Origin of the sequence: Baaleninema simplex PCC 7105, assembly GCF_000332355.1 — a bacterium.
Lineage (GTDB): Bacteria > Cyanobacteriota > Cyanobacteriia > Cyanobacteriales > Geitlerinemataceae > Baaleninema > Baaleninema simplex.
In genome coordinates, this window is sequence record NZ_KB235960.1 from 127,006 (window position 1) to 128,241 (window position 1,236).

Here is a 1,236-nt window from a genome sequence, read left to right on the forward strand (position 1 = left end):
GCCACCCTACTGTTCCGAAATGAATCCCATTGAATTGGAGTGGGAGCATCTTAAACGTGATGAATTAGTCGGACAGATGTTTGAATCCGAGTCCGAATTGGCTTTTCACGTGACCGAGGGACTCGAAGCCCGAGGAGAGCGCCACGGACATTCTGTTAAGTATGTCAACCTTCGAGGTCTGAAATAATCCTTTACACACATTCCTTTTTTTCTCTGGGGCTACTTAATACCATCAGTATCTTCAAAAATTCCTAGTCCCTTCATAATCATAGAGAACTGCTTTGAACGATCTATATTGTGTTGACTGCCAGTAGCTCTACCAAAGAGAAAATCAAATTTCTTAGATTCTACTACACCTTGCAGATCGCCACTAACTTGCCCAACATTACTGCTTAGACCTGCAACCTCAACTTCCGTCGCCCCAGCATCGCCAATAATATTGTCAGCACTCTCAGAGACAGAAGTGTTGTTCTGGAAATCTCGATTCCTGCTGCCACGATCGCTCTGGCGATTTGAGTCACCGCTACCATCAGTTTTCCGACTCGGTGGGTTAGAGCCATCACGACCAGGTAGACAATCACCATTGTTAGAAAAACGACACCAAGTCTCATCAGGTTGGGTGCATCTCAATTCTTCGATAAGTATAAATACTTAAAGGAGTAAATCCCCTTCTAGCAGTCCTTGAGGAAGATATTGACAAATTGCCGAACTTGTGTGTTTGCGAAAGTGAGATGCACCCATCAGGTTTCCGTTTCCACTCGTGACCGTTAGGTAACTCCACCTCCTCCACAAACGGCGGCTCGTTAATCCGCTGACGGGGTAACTCATCGACCGCATCGAGCTCGGTCTTCAATTCCCGAGAAGATAAGGTATTCAACTGCTGCTTGGGTGCGGTCTCGGCTAAAACTTCCATGCGCTCGGGATCTTCGGCCAAGCGTCGAACGGCGGGATTGTCGGGAGTTCTCAACCCTGTCTCATCTAGATGAAGCTCCGCATTCCTAGCGGTACTTAAACAAATTTCAAGCCCAAACCAAGCCAAAACGCGCTTTGTGAGCGGCAAACAGGTCTCGATTCTCGTTCAGCCATGCCACAAAACGAAAAGACATGGCTGTCCGAAAAGCCTCTAAAGCATCTACAAAAGTTTCCAAAGGTTGGTTCGCCCACTTCCTTCGTAAACCGCCCGTCAACTTATGCCAAAGGATAAAAAGGTGTAAGGCACAAAATACCAAAAATTAA

General features: G+C 46.6%; 1 protein-coding gene and 2 pseudogenes. 1 reads left to right on the top strand and 2 read right to left on the bottom strand.

From position 1 onward, the window contains the following. Positions 1–187: pseudogene (locus GEI7105_RS35425) on the top strand (IS630 family transposase); the annotation flags it as partial. A 32-nt stretch (positions 188–219) separates the two neighbouring features. Here GEI7105_RS35425 and GEI7105_RS37835 read toward each other — a convergent pair. Then, complete coding sequence (locus GEI7105_RS37835; protein ID WP_144054027.1) at positions 220–630, bottom strand: hypothetical protein; 411 nt, start codon at positions 628–630, stop codon at positions 220–222. Positions 631–1,019: 389 nt separating this feature from the next. After that, positions 1,020–1,229: pseudogene (locus GEI7105_RS35430) on the bottom strand (IS701 family transposase); the annotation flags it as partial. Between the last annotated feature and the right edge of the window lie 7 nt (positions 1,230–1,236).